The organism is Pseudomonas sp. HOU2 (genome assembly GCF_040729435.1).
GTDB lineage: Bacteria > Pseudomonadota > Gammaproteobacteria > Pseudomonadales > Pseudomonadaceae > Aquipseudomonas.
Map to the genome: position 1 here is coordinate 186,177 of NZ_CP160398.1, position 16,802 is coordinate 202,978.

A 16,802-nucleotide genomic window follows, 5' to 3' on the forward strand; every position below is an offset into this window, starting at 1 on the left:
AAGCCCGGCTCAAGTACCGGGTTCCACCTGATCAGGAGTGCACGATGGATCTCAGCCGTCGTCAATTCTTCAAGGTCGCCGGTATCGGCCTTGCAGGCTCTAGCCTGGGCGCGTTGGGCATGGCCCCGACGCTGGCCTTCGCCGAGCAGGTGCGTCACTTCAAGCTTGCCCACACTCATGAAACCCGCAACACCTGCCCGTATTGCTCGGTCGGTTGCGGGTTGATCATGTACAGCCAGGGCGATGCCGCGAAGAACGTCGCGCAAAACATCATTCATATCGAGGGCGACGCCGACCACCCGGTCAACCGCGGCACCCTGTGCCCAAAAGGCGCGGGCCTGCTGGACTTCATTCACAGCCCGGGCCGCCTGCAATATCCGCAGGTGCGCAAACCCGGCAGCAGCGAGTGGACACGCATCGGTTGGGACGAAGCACTGGATCGCATCGCCGACCTGATGAAGGCCGACCGCGACGCCAACTTCATCGAGAAGAACGCCACCGGGCAAACGGTGAATCGCTGGCTGACCACCGGGTTTCTCGCCGCGTCGGCCGCGTCCAACGAAGCCGGTTACATCACCCAGAAGGTGATTCGCAGTCTCGGCATGCTGGGGTTCGATAACCAGGCGCGTGTCTGACACGGCCCGACGGTGGCAAGTCTTGCCCCGACGTACGGCCGTGGTGCCATGACCAACACCTGGACCGATATCGCCAACGCGAATCTGATCCTGGTGATGGGCGGCAACGCAGCAGAAGCGCATCCGTGCGGCTTCAAATGGGTGACCGAGGCCAAGGCGCACAACGCTGCCCGGCTGATCGTGGTCGACCCGCGTTTTACCCGGACCGCTTCGGTGGCCGACTATTACGCGCCGATCCGCACCGGTACCGACATCGCCTTCATGGGCGGGCTGATCAATTACCTGCTGACTCAGGACAAGATCCAGCACGAATACGTGCGCAACTACACCGACGTCTCGTTCATCGTCAAAGCCGGCTATGGCTTTGAGGATGGCATTTTCAGCGGCTATGACGCGGCCAAACGCAGTTACACCGACAAATCCGGCTGGGGTTACGAGTTGGGCGAGGATGGCTTCGTCAAGGTCGACCCGACCCTGCAGGATCCGCAATGCGTCTATCAATTGATGAAGCAGCATTACAGCCGCTACAACATTGAGCTGGCGAGCCAGATCTGCGGGATGCCGGTCGATGCCATGCAGAAAATCTGGGATGAGATTGCCACGTGCTCCACGCCGGGCAAGACCATGACCATCCTGTATGCCCTCGGCTGGACGCAACACTCGATCGGCGCGCAGATCATCCGCAGCGCGGCGATGGTGCAACTGCTGCTGGGCAACGTCGGCATGCCGGGTGGCGGCGTGAATGCCTTGCGCGGCCACTCGAACATTCAGGGCCTGACCGACCTCGGGTTGCTGTCCAACTCGTTGCCGGGCTATCTGACCCTGGGCAGCGATGGCGAGCAGGACTACAACGCCTTCATCAAAAAGCGCACACAGGTGCCGTTGCGTCCGGGGCAACTGTCCTATTGGCAGAACTACAGCAAATTCCACGTCAGCCTGATGAAGTCGTGGTACGGCGCCAACGCGACGCTGGAGAACAACTGGAATTACGATTACCTGCCGAAACTGGACATCCCCAACTACGACGTCCTGAAAATGTTCGATCTGATGAGCCAGGGCAAGGTCAACGGCTACATGTGCCAGGGTTTCAATCCGATCGCTGCGCTGCCGGACAAGAACCGGGTGATGGGCGCGCTGGCCAAGCTCAAATGGCTGGTGGTGATGGATCCGCTGGCCACCGAAACCTCGGAGTTCTGGCAGAACGTCGGGCCGTACAACGACGTGAAAAGCGCCGAGATCCAGACCGAAGTGATTCGCCTGCCGACCACTTGCTTTGCCGAGGAGGACGGCTCGCTGGTCAATAGCAGCCGCTGGCTGCAATGGCACTGGAAGGGCGCCGACGGCCCCGGCGAAGCGCAGACCGACATACGCATCATGAGCGAACTGTTCCTGCGCCTGCGCAAGCGCTATCAGGCCGAGGGCGGCAAGTTCCCCGATCCGCTGCTGAACCTGTCGTGGCCGTACAAGATTCCCGACGAGCCATCGCCGGAGGAGCTGGCCAAAGAGATCAACGGCAGCGCCATGGCTGACTTCACCGATGCCAGCGGCGTGGCGGTCAAGGCCGGCTCGCAACTGGCCGGGTTCGGGTTGCTCAAGGATGACGGCAGCACCGCGTCCGGTTGCTGGATCTTCGCCGGCAGCTGGACCGAGGCCGGCAACCAGATGGCCCGGCGCGACAATGCCGATCCGTATGGCATGCATCAGCATCAGGGCTGGGCCTGGGCGTGGCCGGCCAACCGGCGGATCCTCTACAACCGCGCTTCGGCAGACGTTGCGGGCAAACCGTGGGATCCGAAAAAACGTCTCGTATGGTGGAACGGCAAGGCCTGGGGCGGCACCGACGTGCCGGACTACAAGGCCGATGTGCCGCCGGAAGCCGGGATGAACCCGTTCATCATGAACCCCGAAGGCGTGGCGCGGTTCTTCGCCGTCGACAAGATGAACGAAGGGCCTTTTCCCGAGCACTACGAGCCGTTCGAAACGCCGATCGGCATCAACCCGCTGCACCCGCAAAACAAGAAAGCCACCAGCAACCCGGCGGCGCGGATCTTCGATTCGGTCTGGGAAAGCCTCGGCGAAGCCAAGGACTTCCCATACGCCGGCACCAGCTACCGGTTGACCGAGCACTTCCACTTCTGGAGCAAGCATTGCAAGTTGAATGCGATTGCCCAGCCCGAGCAGTTCGTCGAAATCGGCGAAGTGCTGGCGAAGGAGAAGGGCATCGCGGCTGGAGATCGGGTGCGGGTCAGCTGCAAACGCGGGTTCATCGAGGCGGTCGCGGTGGTGACCAAACGCATCCGGCCGCTGCAGGTCAACGGCCAGGTGGTGCATCAGATCGGCATCCCGCTGCACTGGGGGTTCACCGGCCAGACGCGCCACGGCTACCTGACCAACACCCTGGTGCCGTTCCTCGGCGATGGCAACACACAGACCCCGGAATCCAAGTCATTCCTGGTCAACGTGGAGAAACTGTAAATGGCCAGCCAAGACATCATTGCCCGCTCGGCCACCACCACGGTGCCGCCCTCGGTGCGGAATCAGCAGGCAGTCGCCAAACTGATCGACACCACCAAATGCATTGGCTGCAAGGCCTGCCAGGTCGCCTGCTCGGAATGGAACGAGCTGCGCGACGAGGTCGGCCACAACCACGGCACCTACGACAACCCGCAAGACCTGAGCGCAGAAACCTGGACCCTGATGCGTTTCACCGAACACGAAACCGACGCCGGCAACCTGGAGTGGCTGATCCGCAAGGACGGCTGCATGCATTGCGCCGAGCCGGGGTGCCTCGCGGCTTGCCCGAGTCCCGGGGCGATCATCAAGCACGCCAACGGCATCGTCGATTTCGATCAGGATCATTGCATCGGCTGCGGCTATTGCATCACCGGTTGCCCGTTCAACATTCCGCGGATTTCGCAGAAGGATCACAAGGCCTACAAATGCACCTTGTGTTCCGACCGCGTCGCGGTAGGGCTGGAGCCGGCCTGTGTGAAAACCTGCCCGACCGGGGCCATCGTCTTCGGCACCAAGGAAGACATGAAGGAACACGCCGCCGAACGCATCGTCGACCTGAAAAGCCGTGGCTTCGACAACGCCGGGCTGTATGACCCGGAAGGCGTCGGCGGCACTCATGTGATGTATGTGTTGCACCACGCCGACACGCCGAAGATCTACGCCGGGTTGCCCGATGCACCAGCCATCAGCCCGCTAGTGGGCCTGTGGAAAGGCATCAGCAAACCGCTGGGTCTGCTGGCAATGGGCGCGGCGGTGCTGGCCGGGTTCTTCCATTACGTGCGTATCGGGCCGAATCGCGTCGAGGAAGATGACCATCCGGCGCCACCGGATACTTCGGTACATGTCGTCGATCCGGCGGTGCACACCTTCGATCCACGCGGGGAGGACCGGCCATGAGCAACAAGACGATCCTGCGCTACACCGCCAACCAGCGCACCAATCACTGGCTGGTAGCGATTCTGTTTTTCATGGCCGGGCTGTCCGGGCTGGCGTTGTTTCATCCTTCGATGTTCTGGCTGACCCACCTGTTCGGCGGCGGGCCGTGGACGCGGATTCTGCACCCGTTCATGGGCGTGCTGATGTTCGTGTTGTTCCTCGGTCTGGTGTTCCGTTTCTGGCGTTCGAACTTCTTCATCGACAACGACTGGAAGTGGATGCGCCGCATCGATCGGGTGCTGGTCAACGATGAAGAAAGCGTGCCGCCGGTGGGCAAGTACAACGCCGGGCAGAAGATGCTGTTCTGGACTTTACTGCTGTGCATGCTTGGCTTGCTGTTCACTGGACTTGTGATCTGGCGCGCGTATTTCAGTGCGTACTTCGGCATCACCGTGATCCGCTGGGCCATGCTCCTGCATGCGCTGGCCGGGTTTGTGCTGATCCTCAGCATCATCATTCACATCTACGCCGGGCTGTGGATCAAGGGTTCGGTGGACGCGATGCTGCATGGCTGGGTCAGCCGCGCCTGGGCGAGGAAACACCATGAACTCTGGTATCGCGACATCACCCGCGATGAACGCAATCCGGACGTGCCGGAGCGACCGATCACCAAAAAGGGCTGACTTTTGGCAACCATTCTTGAACCCGGGGAAATCGAAGCGGCGGCCAGTTCGCCGCCGTTTCTGCACCTGCCGCCGCACAACCTGTTCACCTTGCGCGCCCAGCGTCTGGAGCAATTGGCTCACGGGCATCCGCTGGCCGATTACCTGCGGCTGATCGGCGGATTGTGCCGGGCTCAGCAGCAGGTTTTCGACGATCCACCGCTGACGGCACCGTTTGATCAGCAAAGGATCGAAGCCTGTCAGCTGCATGGTTTGCCGCCGTTCGCCGCCGACACACTGGTGCGCGAAGACGCCTGGCAGGCTTATCTCGATGCGTTGCTGCAACGCTATGCGCCGCCCGAGCAACCCGCCGTGGTCGACGCGCTCGCCACATTGCGTGGCGCCAGTGCCGGGCAGTTGCGATCATGGGCGGTGGCGCTGGTCAGCGGCCAGTATTCGATGGTGCCGGCGCAGTTGGTGCCGTTTCTCGGTGCCGGGTTGCAAGCGGCGTGGAGTCACTGGCTGCTCAACGCACCCAACCTGCAACTGAAACCCGGCGACAGCCTCAGCCAGTGCCCGGGCTGCGGCTCACCGGCGATGGCCGGGGTCATTCGTCATCGCGGCAAACACAACGGCCTGCGTTATCTGGTGTGTTCGTTGTGTGCCTGCGAATGGCATGTGGTGCGGGTCAAGTGCGTGTATTGCGAATCGAGCAAGGGCCTGGATTACCTGAGCCTTGAGGATGATCGGCATGCGGCCAATCAGGCGCCGATTCGGGCGGAGGTGTGCCCGAGTTGCAACAGCTACTTGAAACTGGTGTACCTGGAAAACGATGCCGAAGGCGAAGCGCTGTCGGCTGACCTCACCAGCCTGCTGCTCGACATGCGTCTGGCGCAGGACGGCTATCAGCGTCTGGCACCGAATCTGTTGCTGGCGCCGGGAGACGAATGACCAGAGCGTCTACACTCGCCGGACAGTCTTGTTTTTTCGGGAGTGGCTGATGTCTTCGAGCGTTGCCCTGCGGTTGCCTTCCATTGATGGGTTGTTGCGTCACCCGGCCTGTGTGCCGTTGGCCGAGCGTTATGGTCGCGAGTCGTTGCTGGCCAGCTTGCGCCAGTTGCTCGATGAGTTGCGATCCAGCGTGTTGAACGGCCAATTGTCAGCCGTCGAAATCAGCCCTGACGTGCTCGCCGGGCGGGTTGGCGAGCGCCTGGCCCAGCAGCAGCGCAGCAACGTGCGCCGAGTGTTCAACCTCACCGGCACGGTGCTGCACACCAATCTTGGCCGGGCGTTGTTACCGGACGAAGCCATCGACGCGGTGCAGATGGCCGCGCGCTATCCGCTCAATCTTGAGTTCGATCTGGCGACCGGCAAACGCGGTGATCGCGATGACCTGATCGAAGGCCTGATCCGCGAACTGACCGGCGCCGAAGCCGTTACCGTGGTCAACAACAATGCCGCAGCGGTGTTGCTGACACTGAACAGCCTCGGCGCGCGCAAGGAAGGCATCATCTCCCGTGGCGAACTGATCGAAATCGGTGGCGCGTTCCGCATCCCCGACATCATGGCCCGCGCCGGCGTGCGCCTGCATGAAGTCGGCACCACCAACCGCACTCACGCCCGCGACTACGAAGCGGCGATCAGCCCGCGCAGTGGTTTGATCATGCGCGTGCATGCGAGCAACTACAGCATCGAAGGCTTTACCGCCCGGGTGCCCACCGCCGAACTGGCCGAGCTGGCCCATCGGCACGGCTTGCCGCTGCTGGAGGATTTGGGCAGTGGCAGTCTGCTGGACTTGACCCGCTGGGGGCTGCCGGCGGAACCAACAGTGCGCCAAGCGCTGCTTGATGGCGCTGACATCGTCACCTTCAGCGGCGACAAATTGCTCGGCGGGCCGCAGGCCGGGTTGATTGTCGGGCGCAAAGACTTGATCGCGAAGATCAAGAAGAATCCGTTGAAGCGTGCCTTGCGGGTCGACAAGTTAACCCTGGCGGCGCTGGAAGCGGTGCTTGGCCTGTATCGCGATCCGGATCGCCTCGCTGAACGTCTGCCGAGCCTGCGGCTGTTGACTCGCCCGCAAGCCGAGATCCTCGCCCAGGCTTGCCGTTTGCAACCGGCGATGGCTGAAGTCTTGGGCGAACCCTGGCAGGTCAGCGCCGTGCAGGCGTTGGGCGTGATCGGCAGCGGCAGCCAACCGGTGGCGCGTTTGCCGAGTGCAGCGCTGTGCCTGCGCCCGCAGGTATCGAAACGCTTGCGCGGGCGTTTTCTGCTGAATCTGGAAGCTGCTTTGCGCAGTCTGCCGATCCCGGTGCTCGGTCGCATTGACGACGACGCGCTGTGGCTGGACCTGCGCCAACTCGACGACGAGCCGGCGTGGCTGGCGCAGTTGCCGCAGTTGCAGGTCGAGTCGTGATCGTTGGCACCGCCGGGCACATCGACCACGGCAAGACCTCGCTGCTGCAAGCCCTGACCGGGCAAACCGGCGACCGCCGCCCGCAGGAGCGCGAGCGCGGAATGACCATCGACCTCGGTTATCTCTACGCGGAGCTGGAACCCGGCGCCGGGCTGACCGGGTTCATCGATGTGCCGGGCCACGAGAAATTCACCCACAACATGCTCGCCGGGGCGCAGGGCATCGATCTGGTGTTGCTGGTGGTAGCGGCGGACGACGGAGTGATGCCGCAGACCCGCGAGCATCTGGCGATTGTCCAGTTGCTGGGCATTCCCCGGGCGCTGGTGGCGATCACCAAATGCGATCGGGTTGAAGCGGGCAGGGTGGAGGAGGTGCAGCGCCAGGTTCTGGATTTGCTCGAACCCGGGCCGTTTGCCGAAGCGCCGATATTGGCGCTGTCGAGTGTGACTGGGCAGGGCGTCGATGAACTGCGCCAGAGCTTGCTGCAGATTCAAAGCGAAGTGCATGAGCGCAGTCGCGACGGTGGTTTTCGCCTGGCCATCGACCGCGCCTTCAGCGTGGCGGGCGCCGGGATTGTGGTCACCGGCACGGCGTTGTCGGGCACGGTGTGTATCGGGGACAAACTGACCCTCGCAGCGTCCGGCAAATCGGTGCGGGTGCGAGGACTGCACGCGCAAAACCAGCCCGCCGAGCAGGCCTTCGCCGGACAGCGGGTGGCGCTGAATATCAGTGGCGATCGACTGGCGCTGGAACAGATCCATCGCGGTCAATGGCTGTTGGCGGAGTGGCTGCACGCACCGACGCAACGGGTCGATATCGAGTTTCAGTTGTTGCCCGGTGAGCGCACGTTCGAACATTTTCACCCGGTGCACGTGCACCTCGGTACGCAAGACGTCATCGCCCGCGTGGCGTTGCTCGAGGGTCCGCGTTTGCGTCCCGGCGAACGGATGTTTGCGCAACTGCTGATCAATGCGCCGGTGCATGCGGTAAAGGGCGATCGACTGATCCTGCGTGACCAGAGCGCGCAACGTACCCTTGGCGGCGGTCAGGTGCTTGACCCGTTCGCCCCGGCCCGACAACGCCGCAGCCCGGAACGGCTGGCGCAACTGCAAGCGCTGGCCGGCAGCGACAGTCTTGAACAGGCGCTGCCGCTGTTGCTCGACCACAGCGCTGGCGGCCTCGATCCGCAACGGCTGGAGCGCCAGTTCAATCGCCCGCGTGAAGACTGGGCGCTGCCGGCCAACGTGCGCCTGATCGACACCCGCCAAGGCCCGGTGCTGTTCAACGTGCAGCGCTGGGGGCAGCTGAAGTTCACCCTGTTGGAGCAGTTGGCCAAGTTGCATGAACTGGAACCGGACCAGATGGGGCCGGATCGCGATCGCCTGCGCCGCTTCAGTGGTCTGGCGCTGGAGCGTTCGACCTTTGTCAGCCTGCTGGAAGAATTGCGCGCCGCCGGATCGATCAACGCCAGTGGGCCGTGGTTGCATCTGCCGGATCATCAGGTGCGCTTGAATGCTGAAGACGAAACCCTGTGGCAGCGTATACAGCCGCTGTTCGAACAGGCCGGGTTTGATCCGCCGTGGGTGCGTGACGTCGCCAAAGTGCTTGGCGAGGATGACGCGCCGGTGCGTCTGTTGCTGCGCAAACTGGCGCGCCTGGGGTTGATGCATCAGGTGGTGCGCGACCTGTTTCTGAGCGACGTGCAATTGCAGCGCATGGCCGAAATCCTGTTGCAACTGGAGCAGGAAAATCCGTCGATCCAGGTGACAACTTTCCGTGATGCGCTAGGCTTGGGACGCAAACGCTGTATTCAGTACCTGGAATACTTCGACCGCCTCGGCCTGACCCGACGCATCGGCGAATCCCGGGTGATCCGCCATGACAACGCGCTGGCCAGTGCCGACGCACCCTGAGTTCAAAGGAAGGCAATCGCGCCCGGTGGCGCGGCCGGGCTTCAAACCCGGTTGGGGACGGCATCCGTTCCCGGGCAGGTTCGACTCCGGCTGCCTTCCGCCAATTACTACAGCATCCTCGACGCACTGAATCCCCTGTGGGAGCGAGCTTGCTCGCGAATGCGGTACGTCATTCAACATCTATGTCAACTGATCGACCGCTTTCGCGAGCAAGCTCGCTCCCACAGTGAGTTATGGGTTAGAGGCGGCCGTGTTCGCGGGCTGTGCGATCCACGGCGATACGTGTTTTGTCGACCAATTCATCCAGCTCCGCCCGCGTGGCGATCAGCGCGGGGGCCATGATCATCCGGCCCAGCGTCGAACGAATGATCAGGCCTTCTTCAAAACCAATAGTGCGGCAGCGCCAGGCGATGTCGTTCTCGTTGGCGAAACGCTTGCGGGTGGCTTTGTCTTCGGCGAACTGCAACGCCGCCACCAGCCCCACGCCCTGAATCTCACCCACCAGCGGATGGTTGCCGAACACTTCGCGCAGGCAGTTCTGCAGGTACGGGCCGGTGTCGGTTTTCACTTGAGTGACCACGCCTTCATCGCGCAACGCCTTGAGGTTGGCAATCGCCACCGCAGCCGCCACCGGGTGCCCGGAGTAGGTCAGGCCGTGAGCGAACACGCCGCCTTTTTCCACCAGCGCTTCGGCCATGCGCCGCGACAGAATCAGCCCACCCATAGGGATGTAGCCGGAGGTCAGGCCCTTGGCGATGGACAGGGTGTCCGGCTCGAAACCGAAGGCCTGATGCGCGAACCATTCGCCGGTGCGACCGAAACCGCCAATCACTTCGTCGGCACACAGCAGCACATCATACTTGCGGCAGATGCGCTGGATTTCCGACCAGTAGGTGGCGGGCGGAATGATCATGCCGCCAGCGCCCTGGAACGGTTCGGCGACGAACGCGGCGACCTTGTCGGCGCCCAGTTCGAGGATCTTGTCTTCCAGCTGCCGCGCCGCCCGCAGGCCGAATTCTTCGGGGCTGAGGTTGCCTTCGTGGGCGAACCAGTACGGTTCGTCGATGTGCGCGACGTCAGGGATGGTGCCGCCCATTTCGTGCATGAATTTCATGCCGCCCAACGCCGTCGCGGCCAGGGTCGAGCCGTGGTAGCCGTTCCAGCGGCCGATCATGATTTTCTTCTCGGGTTTGCCCATCACCTGCCAGAACTTGCGCACGGTGCGGATCAACACCTCGTTAGCTTCGGAGCCGGAGTTGGTGTAGATCGCGTGGCTGTAGTGCTTCGGTAGCAGGCTGAACAACAGCTCCGACAGCTCGATCACTTGCGGGTGAGTGGTGTGGAAGAACATGTTGTAGTAGGGCAGTTGTTCCAGCTGCGCGGTGGCGGCAGCGGCCAGGTCCTTGCGCCCATAACCGAGGTTGGTGCACCACAGGCCGGACATGCCGTCCAGGTAGCGATTGCCGTCGTTGTCCCACAACGCCAGGCGGTCACCGCTGACCATTACCCGCGGGCCTTCTTCGTTGAGGGCTTTCTGATCGACGAACGCGTGAATGTGGTGGGCGGCGTCGGCAGCCTGGTAATCGCGGGTGCTGCGGGTCGGATCGAGTTCGGCGGACATGGCGGTTCTCCAGAGAAACGGGGCAAGTGGGTGCGCGTTCATTCCAGCGGTGCACGGTTAATATTTGTCACTTAAAAATATTTTTGTAAAGAAAATATTTGTCGGTGAAAAAAGAAATCCGTAGGCTGACGACAATCAGCAAGTCAGGACAAAGGCACCATGAGCGGGCTCAGAGAGCGGCAAAAGGAACAGCGCAGGGAAGTCATCGCGCAGGCAGCGCTGGAGCTGTTCAAGACCAACGGTTTTGCGGCCACCACGCTGGACCAGATCGCGGTCCAGGCCGGGGTGTCTGCGCCGACGGTGGTCAATTACTTTGGCGGCAAGCAGGAGATCTTGCTGGCCTTGCTCAAGCAACCGGACGAGCAGGCCATGCGCGAGGCGCGGGCCAATCTGGATGACGACAGCGATCCGCTGGAGGCGTTGTGCGAGTTCGAAGGCTTGATGACTGACTACCAACTGCAAGCCATGCCGGCCTCGCTGTGGCGTGAATTGGCACCGTTTCTACTGACGGGTGAGTTGGCGCTGGCGTTGAGCCCGTGGAATGCGGCGGTGATCGAAGAAACCAAGGCCCTGCTCGGGCATTTTCAGGCGCAGGGCAAGGTGCGGGCGACGGTAGATCTGGACGTGGCGGCGACGCTGTTCAATCAGTACGCGAACATGGCGTTTATCCGTCTGGCGACCGAGCCTGAGCCGGACCGGGCGGCACATGCCGAACACATGCGCGGTGTGCTGGGTTTGATCTGTCATGGCATTTTGAGCAGCGAGTAGTGGTTTTCAGGTTTTCGGCAACCACGGCTGCATCAACTCCAGCATCCCGCGTCCGCCTCGGCGGAGCCCGGCGGCCATGGCCAGCCACGACAGCTCGGTAATGATCACTTCGCGGGCGTGCAGCAAGCGCACTTCGCCCGCCGTGCCACCGGCCGTTCCGCCATCCGGCATGTACACGGTCATCCAGTCACCGACACTTTCCACCACCAGACACAGACGCCAGCCTTGTTCCTCGGCAATCAGGCCGACCTTCGAGCCGTCAGGGTTTTCCATCCCGGCAAAGCGTGTGGTGGTGTCCTTGAACAACTGGTAACCCGGCAGATTGCTCAGGACCTTGTCTACACCGTTTTCGATCGCTCGGGCCGCGGTGGAAGTGCGGGCCAGCAGACCGGCGAGAAAACACAGCACAATCAAACCGAACAACGTCGCCAGCGTGATCAGGGTCACGCCGGCAACGTCGTGCCCGGCAAACATCGGCAGCAGCTTCTCCACGGGGCCACGCAACAGGTGGATGGCTTTTTCCAGCAGGACGAAAATCAGCACCAAGGGCAGAATGAACAGCAGCCCGCCGATCACGGTGGTTTTGATGAACTTGAACATGGCAGCTCCTTGCTGAATTCCTTCAGTGACACGAAGCAAGGCTAGCTGAATAAAATGCCGAGGCCGACTGGCGACGAACAAGGAGCAGGGCGCATGAGCGCTGGCGCGACATCTGGCTCGATTGCACCCAGAGCATGAGTGGATTCAGCGATTGCAACTGACTGAAAAATACTCCCAACTCAACGAATGACTGTGGCGAGGGAGCTTGCTCCCGCTGGGGCGCGAAGCGGCCCTGCTGTTGAGGGACTGCTGTGCAGTCCAGCGGGAGCAAGCTCCCTCGCCACAACAGACTTGTTCATCAGTAGATATGGCTAACGACGGGTCGCCAGGTAGGACTGCCCAAGATCGCTGGCCCAACTGTCCAGCACCGCTTTGACGTCATCGGCGGTCAGCACCTGTTTGTCGTTTTCCAGCGGCAGCCCGATGCCCTTGCGCACGACTTCGGCGACCACTTCGCCGGTGGAGCCGTCCTCGAATGAGACTTCGGTGGTGATTTCGCTGTCCTGATCGCGGATGCCGGTGGCGGTGCTCACACCTGCAGCGACCAGCGTCACCGGTAGCCATTCATAAAAGCGCAGGCCCTGGGTGCTGGCGGCGACGCGGGTGATCGCCGGTCTGACGGTCAGGGTGTTCGGGCCGGGTAGCGGCACCAGGCGCATGACCTTGCCCAGTTCCAGCCTGAGCGCGGCGTCGTAGTACTCGGTGACGCCGGACAGCGTGCTCAGCGGGATCCGCTCGCTCGGCGCGGCGCTGGGGTAGAACTGGCTGGGCGCCAGATAGACCTGGGTGTAACGCCCCCGGGCCAATGCCGGGCTGACCCAACTCAACACCGTCTGCCCCGATGGCGACTGGTGCTCGCTGAGCACGCTGTAATCGTGCAGGAATCCGGTGTACTTCTGCGGTTCGACGGTTTTGCTGCTGCAGGCCGACAGGCTCAGGGACGCCGTACACAGCACCGACATCAAGCAATGGCTTCTGATCATGCGAATCCTTGTTTTGCGCTGTTGCCCCGCGTGGTTCAAGCGCGGGAAGTGATGGGGGAGGAGAGCGGCGGGGTGTTGTCCGAGCATTCGATGTGCAGACGGCCGTGGCTCATGATCCATTGGATGAGGTCGGCGGTCGGAATCGAATGCACGTACTCGACCCATTGCGAATCGCTGGGGCCGTACTGCTCGAAATAGCGGCGCAAGACGATACGGCTTTGGTCATCTGACAGGCCCAGGCAAAACTCCTGAAACAACAGCGGCGTATCCTGCTCGGGCGCGCTGGTGCGCTGGCTGAGAATCAACGGATAGCGGGCGTCGTGGCCCTCGGCGGTATAACGGTTGTGCAATGCGCTCATTGAAAGCCCCCCGGTTGTCGATGGCGTGCAGGGTGCCTGAGGGGTTTTGCCGCAGAATGTCTGCTTGATGTCCGGGACGACGGAATGTTGCTCGATTGAAATATATGACCCGCCCGCCAGAATAGTTTTAGATGCGTTCTTTTTTTGGCCTGAGGATCCTGTGCCCGTGAGCAGACTGCTGATCGTCGACGATGACGTGGAAATTCTCGCCCTGCTGAAGAAGTTCTTCGTCCAGCACGCCTACGAGGTCGATGTCGCCGCTGACGGCGCAGCGATGTGGGCGGCGATTGCGCAGCAGCGCCCGGACACGATCATTCTCGACCTGATGCTGCCCGGCGAAGGTGGCCTGAGCCTGTGCCAGAAAGTGCGGGCGCAGATGGGCATTCCGATCATCATGCTGACCGCCATGGGCGAATTGAGCGACCGGATTGTCGGCCTTGAACTGGGCGCCGATGACTACGTCACCAAACCGTTCGCCCCGCGTGAACTGTTGGCCCGTCTGCGCGCCGTGCAGCGTCGCGCCGGTGAGCAGGTCAGCCCGGCGAGTGAACCGGCGCGGCCGGTGATCGCCTTCGCCGGTTGGCATCTGGATATCACTTGTCGCGAACTGCGCTCCCCGGAAAACGTGATGATTCCGCTGTCCGGTGGCGAGTTCGATCTGCTGGTGGTGTTTCTCGAACACCCGCAGCGCATTCTTACCCGCGAACAATTGATCGACCTGTCTCGCGGTCAGGGCCACGACGCCTTTGATCGCAGCATCGACGTGCAAGTCAGCCGCCTGCGGCGCAAGATCGAGCCGGACAGCAAACGCCCGGACCTGATTCGCACCGTGCGCAACGGTGGTTACATGTTTACCGCCAAGGTCACTCGTTCATGATCCGTCGATTCCTCCGCCGTGATCCGTTGAGTCGGCGGATCGCCCTGACCATCGTCGCGGCCATGCTCGCTTCGCTGGCACTGAATTTCCTGTTCGTGGAGGTTGCCGGAACCTGGGCGCGGCCACCGATTGAACGCACCGGGTTGCTGGAGCAGATCGCCGCGACCGTCAAGGTGATCGAGGCTGCGCCCGCGCCTTTACGCCCGAAACTGGCGCAGGCGGCAACCGGCCCGGCGCTGGAGGTGACGTGGCATGCACAACGGGGCGAGTTCGGATTGCCAACGGCGGGTACGCAGCTTGTCGCCGACAAGACGTCGGGCTTGCATCAGTTGTTTGGCTATGAGCGAGACATTCGGGTGTTCAACCCCGGTGACTGGCCGAGTGGCAGCCCGCTCGGCCGCTATGCGGCGCTGATTCAATTGCCGGATGCCAGCTGGTTGCTGTTCTCTTCGCCCGAGCGCTCCTGGGGCCTGGACATCGGCACACGCATCGCAATCATCATCGCGCTGGGCCTGATCGCTACCGTGCTGGTGGCCTGGCTGGCCACAAGGCAACTGGCCCAGCCACTGCAACGTTTCGCCAGCGCCGCCCGGCGTTTCGGCGGCGACCTGCGCGCGCCGCCGATCAAGATCGAAGGCCCGGACGAGATCCGTCAGGCGATCATCGCCTTCAACACCATGCAGGCGCAGATTCAGCACTACATCAGCGAGCGCACGCACATGCTCGCGTCGATTTCCCACGACTTGCGGGCACCGCTGACCCGCATGCGCCTGCGCAGCGAGTTCATGGAGGATCTCGATCATCAGGACAAACTGATTCGCGACATCGAAGAAATGCGCCTGATGATCAACTCCGCGCTGGCGTTTTTCCGTGAGGACACCCAGCCGGAACCCACCACCGCGTTCGACCTGTCGGAACTGCTGCAGACGATCGTCGACGACTATCGCGACCAGAACATCGCTATCGACTTCAGCGGTCCCGCGCATCTGGTCTACGAGGGCCGCCCGCTGGCGATCAAACGGGTGATCGTCAACCTGCTGGAAAACGCCGAGAAGTACGCGCAACACCCAGTCATCGCGCTGAGTAGCGACGGCTACAGCGTGTGCATCGATGTCAGTGACAACGGGCCGGGGATTCCCGAAGCGTCGTTGCAGCGGGTGTTCGACCCGTTTTTTCGCCTGGAAACCTCGCGCAACCGGGAAACCGGTGGGGTCGGGCTTGGGCTGTCGGCGGCGCGGGCCATCGTGCGTGATCAGGGCGGTGAACTGAAGTTGAGCAATCGCAGCAGCGGTGGCTTGCTCGCCCGGGTGGAATTGCCGCTGTAATACTTTGAAACATTTGCCAGCGGCCGGCGGTCAACAGGACACATTCTCTGCAAGAAGCGTCCATGAAAACCCCACGGCCCTCCGCACGTCTTGAACCCTTGTCGCAACTGCGCAATTTGAAAATGGCTCGTTCCGCGCATGCCTATGTGCGCGGCAGTACGGTGCAGTTTTATGAGTGGCTGCACAGCCAGCCCGGGCGCAGCCTGCCAAAAGGGCCGGCGGTGTGGATCTGCGGCGATTGTCACGCCGGCAATCTCGGGCCGACCGGCGATCTGAAAGGGCGCATCGACATTCACATCCGCGACCTCGACCAAACCGTTATCGGCAACCCTGCGCATGACTTGGTCCGGCTGGCACTATCGCTGGCGACTGCCGCCCGTGGCTCCGATCTGCCGGGTGTGGCCACGGCACGGATGCTCGAAGAGATGATGCGCGGCTATGAGCAGGCATTCGAAGACGATGTCGACAAAGAGCCGCCAAGACCCGCGCAAGTCAAGGCCGGCATGCGCAGCGCGGTGCAGCGCACCTGGAAGCATCTGGCGCAGGAGCGCATCGAGAACACCAAACCGACCATTCCGCTGGGCAAGCATTTCTGGTCGCTGTCACGGGAAGAACGCAGCGCGCTGAAATCGCTTTGCGCAACGCCTGACGTCCATACGCTGGTGACGTCCCTGAAAGGCCGCTCAAAGGACGACCGAGTGAAAATGCTCGATTCGGCCTACTGGGTCAAAGGCTGCAGCTCGCTGGGGCTCAAGCGTTATGCGGTGTTGCTGGGGGTGGGCGAGGGCGATGATCAGGAATATTGCCTGCTCGATATCAAAGAGGCAGTTGCTGCCGCCGCCCCCCGGGTGGCGCGAGCAGCGATGCCCCGTGACAACGGCAAACGTGTGGTCGAAGGCGCGCGTTTTCTCTCCCCGGGCCTGGGCAACCGGATGATCGCCACCCGCGTGCTCGACCATGGCTTCTTCATCCGCGAACTGCTACCGCAAGACATGAAACTGGAACTGGATCAGTTGAGCCAGACCGACGCGATGCTCGCCGCTGGCTATCTGGCCCGGGTCGTGGGGCTGGCCCATGCCCGGCAGATGGACATGAGTACCCGCGCCGAATGGATGCGTGAATTGCAGACCTGTCGTTCGAAAACGCTGGATGCACCGTCGTGGCTGTGGACGAGTGTCGTGCAGTTGGTGGGCAGCCATGAGAAAGGCTATCTGGAGCATTGTCGGCGCTATGCGCTGGAGCACTGATTTGCGTGC

At 62.3% G+C, this 16,802-nt stretch carries 14 protein-coding genes and 1 tRNA gene; 11 read left to right on the forward strand and 4 right to left on the reverse strand.

The window, feature by feature from the left end; genetic code table 11:
- Positions 1-44: 44 nt before the first annotated feature.
- The 7 genes from fdnG (at position 45) to ABV589_RS00875 (ending at position 9,116) form a co-directional block, all read left to right on the forward strand.
- The gene (gene fdnG, locus ABV589_RS00845) at positions 45-3,110 is read left to right on the forward strand and encodes a formate dehydrogenase-N subunit alpha (RefSeq protein ID WP_367084487.1); all 3,066 of its coding nucleotides are present in this window, start codon (positions 45-47) and stop codon (positions 3,108-3,110) included.
- Positions 3,111-4,046, forward strand: coding sequence for a formate dehydrogenase subunit beta (gene fdxH, locus ABV589_RS00850; RefSeq protein ID WP_367084488.1), 936 nt, complete (start codon positions 3,111-3,113; stop codon positions 4,044-4,046).
- A complete protein-coding gene (locus ABV589_RS00855) occupies positions 4,043-4,708 on the forward strand; it encodes a formate dehydrogenase subunit gamma (protein ID WP_367084489.1) in 666 nt (221 codons plus the stop codon). Before fdxH ends, ABV589_RS00855 begins: the two co-directional genes overlap by 4 nt.
- A 3-nt stretch (positions 4,709-4,711) precedes the next feature.
- Positions 4,712-5,638, forward strand: a complete 927-nt coding sequence (fdhE, locus tag ABV589_RS00860) for a formate dehydrogenase accessory protein FdhE (protein ID WP_367084490.1) — start codon at positions 4,712-4,714, stop codon at positions 5,636-5,638.
- 49 nt (positions 5,639-5,687) lie between these two features.
- Positions 5,688-7,100 (forward strand): L-seryl-tRNA(Sec) selenium transferase, encoded by a 1,413-nt coding sequence (gene selA / locus ABV589_RS00865; RefSeq protein ID WP_367084491.1) that lies wholly within the window; start codon positions 5,688-5,690, stop codon positions 7,098-7,100.
- Positions 7,097-9,013, forward strand: coding sequence for a selenocysteine-specific translation elongation factor (gene selB, locus ABV589_RS00870; protein ID WP_367084492.1), 1,917 nt, complete (start codon positions 7,097-7,099; stop codon positions 9,011-9,013). The genes selA and selB overlap by 4 nt, the downstream gene beginning before the upstream one ends.
- Positions 9,014-9,020: 7 nt before the next feature.
- Positions 9,021-9,116: transfer RNA gene (locus ABV589_RS00875), tRNA-Sec, on the forward strand.
- 135 nt (positions 9,117-9,251) lie between these two features.
- Here ABV589_RS00875 and ABV589_RS00880 read toward each other — a convergent pair.
- A complete protein-coding gene (locus tag ABV589_RS00880; protein WP_367084493.1) occupies positions 9,252-10,634 on the reverse strand; it encodes an aspartate aminotransferase family protein in 1,383 nt (460 codons plus the stop codon).
- Positions 10,635-10,793: 159 nt separating this feature from the next.
- Here ABV589_RS00880 and ABV589_RS00885 point away from each other — a divergent pair, with 159 nt between their 5' ends.
- The gene (locus ABV589_RS00885) at positions 10,794-11,402 is read left to right on the forward strand and encodes a TetR/AcrR family transcriptional regulator (RefSeq protein WP_202368229.1); all 609 of its coding nucleotides are present in this window, start codon (positions 10,794-10,796) and stop codon (positions 11,400-11,402) included.
- Positions 11,403-11,408: 6 nt separating this feature from the next.
- Here the strand turns inward: ABV589_RS00885 and ABV589_RS00890 are convergent, their stop codons facing one another.
- From ABV589_RS00890 to ABV589_RS00900, 3 genes are all read right to left on the reverse strand, one after another.
- On the reverse strand, positions 11,409-12,002 hold the full coding sequence (locus ABV589_RS00890) for a hypothetical protein (protein WP_367084494.1): 594 nt from the start codon (positions 12,000-12,002) through the stop codon (positions 11,409-11,411).
- 311 nt (positions 12,003-12,313) lie between these two features.
- Entirely contained in the window at positions 12,314-12,985 is a 672-nt protein-coding gene (locus tag ABV589_RS00895) for a DUF3313 domain-containing protein (RefSeq protein ID WP_367084495.1), read from the reverse strand.
- Between the two features lie 35 nt (positions 12,986-13,020).
- Positions 13,021-13,344 carry a hypothetical protein gene (locus ABV589_RS00900; protein ID WP_367084496.1) on the reverse strand — a complete coding sequence of 108 codons (324 nt, stop codon included), beginning with the start codon at positions 13,342-13,344 and terminating at the stop codon, positions 13,021-13,023.
- A gap of 166 nt (positions 13,345-13,510) precedes the next feature.
- Here ABV589_RS00900 and ABV589_RS00905 point away from each other — a divergent pair, with 166 nt between their 5' ends.
- The 3 genes from ABV589_RS00905 to ABV589_RS00915 all read left to right on the forward strand — a co-directional run bounded on the left by ABV589_RS00905 (position 13,511) and on the right by ABV589_RS00915 (position 16,793).
- Positions 13,511-14,221, forward strand: coding sequence for a response regulator (locus ABV589_RS00905; protein WP_367084497.1), 711 nt, complete (start codon positions 13,511-13,513; stop codon positions 14,219-14,221).
- The gene (locus tag ABV589_RS00910; protein WP_367084498.1) at positions 14,218-15,546 is read left to right on the forward strand and encodes an ATP-binding protein; all 1,329 of its coding nucleotides are present in this window, start codon (positions 14,218-14,220) and stop codon (positions 15,544-15,546) included. The genes ABV589_RS00905 and ABV589_RS00910 overlap by 4 nt, the downstream gene beginning before the upstream one ends.
- A gap of 62 nt (positions 15,547-15,608) precedes the next feature.
- Positions 15,609-16,793, forward strand: coding sequence for a DUF2252 family protein (locus tag ABV589_RS00915; RefSeq protein ID WP_007967039.1), 1,185 nt, complete (start codon positions 15,609-15,611; stop codon positions 16,791-16,793).
- The last annotated feature ends 9 nt before the right edge of the window (positions 16,794-16,802 follow it).

Coding starts and splice junctions, on each gene's coding strand:
- ABV589_RS00880 (WP_367084493.1), bottom strand. CDS start 10,634: ATGTCCGCCGAACTCGATCCGACCCGCAGCACCCGCGATTACCAGGCT.
- ABV589_RS00915 (WP_007967039.1), top strand. CDS start 15,609: ATGAAAACCCCACGGCCCTCCGCACGTCTTGAACCCTTGTCGCAACTG.
- ABV589_RS00855 (WP_367084489.1), top strand. CDS start 4,043: ATGAGCAACAAGACGATCCTGCGCTACACCGCCAACCAGCGCACCAAT.
- ABV589_RS00900 (WP_367084496.1), bottom strand. CDS start 13,344: ATGAGCGCATTGCACAACCGTTATACCGCCGAGGGCCACGACGCCCGC.
- ABV589_RS00895 (WP_367084495.1), bottom strand. CDS start 12,985: ATGATCAGAAGCCATTGCTTGATGTCGGTGCTGTGTACGGCGTCCCTG.
- ABV589_RS00910 (WP_367084498.1), top strand. CDS start 14,218: ATGATCCGTCGATTCCTCCGCCGTGATCCGTTGAGTCGGCGGATCGCC.
- selA (WP_367084491.1), top strand. CDS start 5,688: ATGTCTTCGAGCGTTGCCCTGCGGTTGCCTTCCATTGATGGGTTGTTG.
- fdxH (WP_367084488.1), top strand. CDS start 3,111: ATGGCCAGCCAAGACATCATTGCCCGCTCGGCCACCACCACGGTGCCG.
- ABV589_RS00890 (WP_367084494.1), bottom strand. CDS start 12,002: ATGTTCAAGTTCATCAAAACCACCGTGATCGGCGGGCTGCTGTTCATT.
- ABV589_RS00885 (WP_202368229.1), top strand. CDS start 10,794: ATGAGCGGGCTCAGAGAGCGGCAAAAGGAACAGCGCAGGGAAGTCATC.